General features: G+C 40.9%; 4 protein-coding genes. 3 read left to right on the forward strand and 1 reads right to left on the reverse strand.

The genetic code is table 11. The annotated features are described in order from the left end of the window. The first annotated feature begins 42 nt into the window (after positions 1–42). Both IQ264_RS31525 and IQ264_RS31530 read left to right on the forward strand, forming a co-directional pair. Positions 43–804 (forward strand): class I SAM-dependent methyltransferase, encoded by a 762-nt coding sequence (locus tag IQ264_RS31525; protein ID WP_193986525.1) that lies wholly within the window; start codon positions 43–45, stop codon positions 802–804. Between the two features lie 370 nt (positions 805–1,174). Further along, a complete protein-coding gene (locus IQ264_RS31530) occupies positions 1,175–3,097 on the forward strand; it encodes a cation:proton antiporter (RefSeq protein ID WP_193986526.1) in 1,923 nt (640 codons plus the stop codon). Between the two features lie 169 nt (positions 3,098–3,266). Here the strand turns inward: IQ264_RS31530 and IQ264_RS31535 are convergent, their stop codons facing one another. Further along, on the reverse strand, positions 3,267–3,968 hold the full coding sequence (locus IQ264_RS31535) for an esterase/lipase family protein (RefSeq protein WP_193986527.1): 702 nt from the start codon (positions 3,966–3,968) through the stop codon (positions 3,267–3,269). 228 nt (positions 3,969–4,196) lie between these two features. Here IQ264_RS31535 and IQ264_RS31540 point away from each other — a divergent pair, with 228 nt between their 5' ends. Beyond that, on the forward strand, positions 4,197–4,910 hold the full coding sequence (locus IQ264_RS31540) for a precorrin-2 C(20)-methyltransferase (RefSeq protein ID WP_193986528.1): 714 nt from the start codon (positions 4,197–4,199) through the stop codon (positions 4,908–4,910). Positions 4,911–4,929: the final 19 nt, after the last annotated feature.

The following is a 4,929-nucleotide window of genomic DNA, read 5'->3' on the forward strand; positions in this document are numbered from 1 at the left end:
GTCCCCAGTACCCAGTCCCCAATAAAGACAAGGAGGAGTGTAATGCCAACTATAGAGGAGAACTACCAGACTTGGAATCAGACTTATGATTGGTCTGAGGGTGGGGCTGAATGGTCGAGAAACTGGGGTAATATTCCCATTCAGTGGTATGCAGTGCTAATGCCCAGACTTTATCCGTTTGTACCAGCTGGACGAATTTTGGAAATTGCCCCAGGTGCAGGACGGTGGACAGAATTTCTGAAAGACCTGTGTCAGGAGTTAACTTTAGTCGATTTATCTGATAAATGTATTCAAATTTGCCAAGAAAAGTTTCAGAAATATAGCCATATTCGCTATTTTGTCAATGATGGTTCTTCTTTGGCAATGATTGAGGATAACTCAATTGATTTTGCTTTTAGCTTTGATTCTTTAGTTCATGCTGACCAACCGACTTTAGCTGCTTATCTGCAACAACTTGCAGCTAAATTAACAGAAACCGGATTTGGTTGGATTCATCATTCTAATATGGGTGAGTACTCGAATCTGCAAAAAGATGAGTTTACTGGTTGGCGATCGCTCGATGTCAGCGCCCAGAGTTTTCGGACTGCTGCGGAAGTGGCAGGTTTACGAGTGATTTGTCAAGAAGTTTTTAATTGGCGCAGTGAAAAATTTACAGATTGTATTTCTATCTTTACATCCTCGCTGTCGTCTTACGCCCATGCTTACAAAATTATCCGCAATCCTGACTTTGCTGCTCAACGTAATTATTTGAAACAATTGGCAGATATTTATGGAGCATTGCATAATGAAAACATGATTAAGTAAGTAATAAAATAAAAAAGCTTTAAACCATTTTTGGCTTTTGGAAGAAACAAATTCTTCCCTTTTCTTCTGGAAACCTCTGCCCTCCGCCTTTCTGCCGTGATTTTAGTCTGAGCAAGCATTACTCTACTAATCAGTACACTTCTCCAAGATCAGCAAAGCTTTTGTGCATTATAAATGAGGCATTTTGACCAAACCCAAAACAGAGGACAAAGGTACAAGGGGACAAAGGGACTCTTGGGAAGTTCATACTCTGTGTTGGCGGGTTTAGTGAATATAGACAATCTTTCGGCAAAATCCGCCCCTAAAAATGCAAAATTCACAACTTTCCCTGTTCTCTGTTCTGATTGTTAGCCTGCATTAATGAAGACCTATGGAAGCATCCTTTGAAATTACCCTGTTGATGGTCATTACGATCGTTGCAGGCATAAGTGCCCAGGTGCTGGCGGAATTTTTGAAAGTTCCCAGCATCGTCTTCTTACTGGTATTTGGCATTTTGTTAGGGCCAAATGGATTGGGTGTGTTGCATCCAAACTTGCTGGGTACTGGTTTAGAGGTAATTGTGGCACTCTCGGTAGCTGTGATTTTGTTTGAAGGTGGATTAAACCTGGAATTACGGGAACTGGGAAGGGTTTCTGGTAGCTTGCGGAATTTGGTGACAATAGGAACGCTAATTACTTTAATTGGCGGTGGGATGGCGGCGCATTGGTTGGGTGAGTTTCCTTGGTCGATCGCTTTCCTTTATGCTTCTTTGGTGGTAGTAACTGGGCCAACGGTGGTTAGTCCACTGCTGAAACAGGTGAAGGTCGATCGGCAAGTAGCTACCCTCCTCGAAGGAGAAGGGGTTTTAATTGACCCTGTAGGCGCAATTCTGGCAGTGGTGGTTTTAGATACCATCCTCAACCCAAATGCTAACCCGCTTTTAGCTCTCAGTGGTCTATTCTTGCGCTTGGGTATTGGGGGAATTATCGGCGCTAGTGGTGGTTGGTTGCTGGGTTGGATTCTCAAACGCGCAAATTTTATTTCTGAAGAACTGAAAAATTTAGTAGTTTTAGCGGGTTTGTGGGGTTTATTTACGCTGGCGCAAACGATCCGCAGCGAATCAGGATTAATGACTACTGTAGTTGCCGGAATTATCCTGAGAGCATCTTCAGTTCCCGAAGAACGTTTGATTCGACGTTTTAAAGGACAGTTAACTATTTTAAGCGTTTCTGTTTTATTTATTCTGCTTTCAGCTGATTTGTCGATCGCCAGTTTGTTCGTTTTGGGTTGGGGTAGCGTCTTTACCATTTTGGTATTAATGTTTGTGGTACGCCCAATTAGTATTGCTGTTTGTACTTGGAATAGCGACTTAAATTGGCGACAAAAACTTTTTGTTAGTTGGATTGCACCCAGAGGAATTGTTTCGGCTTCGGTTGCTTCTTTATTTGCAATTTTGTTAACCCAAAGGGGATTTAACGGGGGAGATTCTATCAAGGCGCTGGTTTTCCTAACAATTATTATGACTGTATTTTTTCAAGGATTAACCGCAGGATTGATGGCTCAATTACTAAAAATTACTTCTACAGAAGCAACTGGAGTCGTGATTGTCGGTTCTCATGCTTTGGGAAGGTTGATTGCGCGAATATTCCAAGAACGAGGTGAATCAGCAGTTTTGATTGATACCGATCCAGAAGCTTGTAAGTTAGCAGAACAGGAGAATTTGCGAGTTTTCTTAAGTAGTGCTTTAGATATGGAGGTTTTGGAAAAAGCTGGATTAGCTAGTGCAGGAACCTTTATTTCTATGACTAATAACGGGGAAGTAAATTTGGTGTTGGCGCAAAGAGCAACTGAAGAGTTTTCCCCACCGAGAGTTTTGGCGGTATTTCCTCGCGATCCTCAATTAAGTAACGACAACAAAAACCATCATAATAAAATTCAACAAGCTTTTGTGCCTCATTTACAAATTAAAAATTGGAATGAATATCTAAATGATGGCAAAGTTAAGTTAGGAGAAACTGAATTAAAAGAAGAAGGTTTTGCTTTTCAACAAGCACATTTGCAAGCGTTAATTAATTCTGGGGAAGTTGTACCTTTGTTAATGGAAAGAGATGAACGTTTGATTATAGTTCCGGCGACGGAAGAATGGGAGATTGGCGATCGCATTATCTATCTATTACACGATTTGCGACCAAATTTACTCAAGCGGTTATCTGGTGCTAGTCCTTCTTCTCCTTTAACATTAGAAAAATTACCGCAAGTTGAAGAAGTGCCCATTCCTTATCCAGTAAGAGAACCTTCTTTAGAAAAAGCTTAAATTTAAAACCAAAAAGAGGGCGATAAGGAGCTACTAAACTGCTACGCATTTAAATTTAATATTTAGGCTGATGGGGAGAGGGATTAATAGTTTTTGCCTAACACCAAAAATCTAATATTTAGATGCCCTTTAGTTGAGGATACAAGAATAAGTGATGACAAATGACAAATTAAACTAAATATTTTGTCCAAAGTGGTAAAATTTCGGGAGAACCATACCACAGTCCCGGTGATTTAGGAGAATGTCTAACGCCTTCAATAGTTAGATTTTCTGCATTGTCTAAATGTGCAACTTCGATTGGTGTAATTCCATCTCCCCAAGTTTCACCGTTACCACAGGTTATTTGATAACTGTTAAAAGCTAACCAACTCCCTTTTTTGCGTGCTCCAAAAATAGATTTTCCGGCAACACAAACATAACGAATGTAGGGATAAAATGCGCCAGGATAGTTAACTTTGACAAAATCTAAATTACGTTTTGTCCAACGTTCTAAACTAACATGGGGAGTTCCTAAAGTTATGAGTGTGGCAACATAAGAATGAGCACCCCAAACCTGATCTGATTCGATCTCATCTCCATGAATAGTGTATGGTTTTTCTCCGATGTAAATTCGGGAAATCCAACCGCCTGCTGAGTGTCCAATTAAGTTAATTTGACAGGCGTTGTGCTGCTTTAATGTTTGTTTGACGGTGCGATCGAGTATTCGCAAAATTGGCATCATCGATCGACCTCCCACCGTTGGCAACCAGTCTCTTTTTCGTAGTGGTACTGTTACCGTAGGAAAACCAAGTGCTTGCAAGCTTTTCTCTAAGGGGATGTAAGCAGTTGCACCTTCTAGATATCCAGGTAAAATAACAGTAGGTAAGGGCATTTTAGTTCTAATAGCTCGAATTTCAGAGTTTTACTCACAAAAATTTTTCGGCAATTATTCTACAATAACTGATAATTTAACTCATAGTAAAATTTTATGCCTGCTAGATTAATTCAATCCTAGTATTTTTACTGATTTTTTTTGGCTAATCAGGATACATTATGTGGAAAACCCTTAGTTAGCTTAGATTAGAACAGTAAACAGTTAGTCAAAAGTTTGTCAATTATCGTGCAAACAGGCACTCTCTACGGAATTAGTGTAGGCCCAGGAGATCCCGAATTAATTACCCTGAAAGGATTGCATTTACTGAAAAGTGTACCAGTTGTGGCTTTTCCTGCTGGAATTGGGGGCAAACGGGGAATAGCGCAGCGCATAGTTTCCCAATGGCTACAATCCAATCAAGTGCAGTTAGCTTTGCAATTTCCCTATGTCCAGGATGAGGCGGTTTTAAATTCTGCATGGCAACTGGCAGCGCGGCAGGTGTGGGAATATTTGCAACGGGGTGAGGATGTTGCTTTTGTCTGTGAGGGAGATATTAGTTTCTACAGCACTTTTACTTATTTGGCGGCAACTTTGCAGCAGCAACATCCAGAAGTAAAGGTGCAGACAGTGCCAGGAGTTGCTTCGCCAATGGCAGCAGCGGCGGCTTTAGGGCTACCTTTAACTATACGAGATCAGCGGTTGGTGATTTTACCTGCTCTTTATCAGGTAGAAGAGTTAGAAGCGGTTTTAAACTGGGCAGATGTGGTGGTATTGATGAAGGTGAGTTCGGTTTATCCGCAGGTTTGGCAAATTTTACAGCAAAGAGATTTGTTGCAGTATAGTTATGTGGTAGAACGAGCAACTACAACTGAACAAGTAGTATATTGTGATTTGCGCGATCGCTCTGACTTAAAATTGCACTATTTTTCTTTGCTAATCGTCAAGGTGACTGGGGACTAGGTACTGGGAGGAAGTGGGG

Origin of the sequence: [Phormidium] sp. LEGE 05292 (assembly GCF_015207735.1) — a bacterium.
Lineage (GTDB): Bacteria > Cyanobacteriota > Cyanobacteriia > Cyanobacteriales > Aerosakkonemataceae > Floridanema.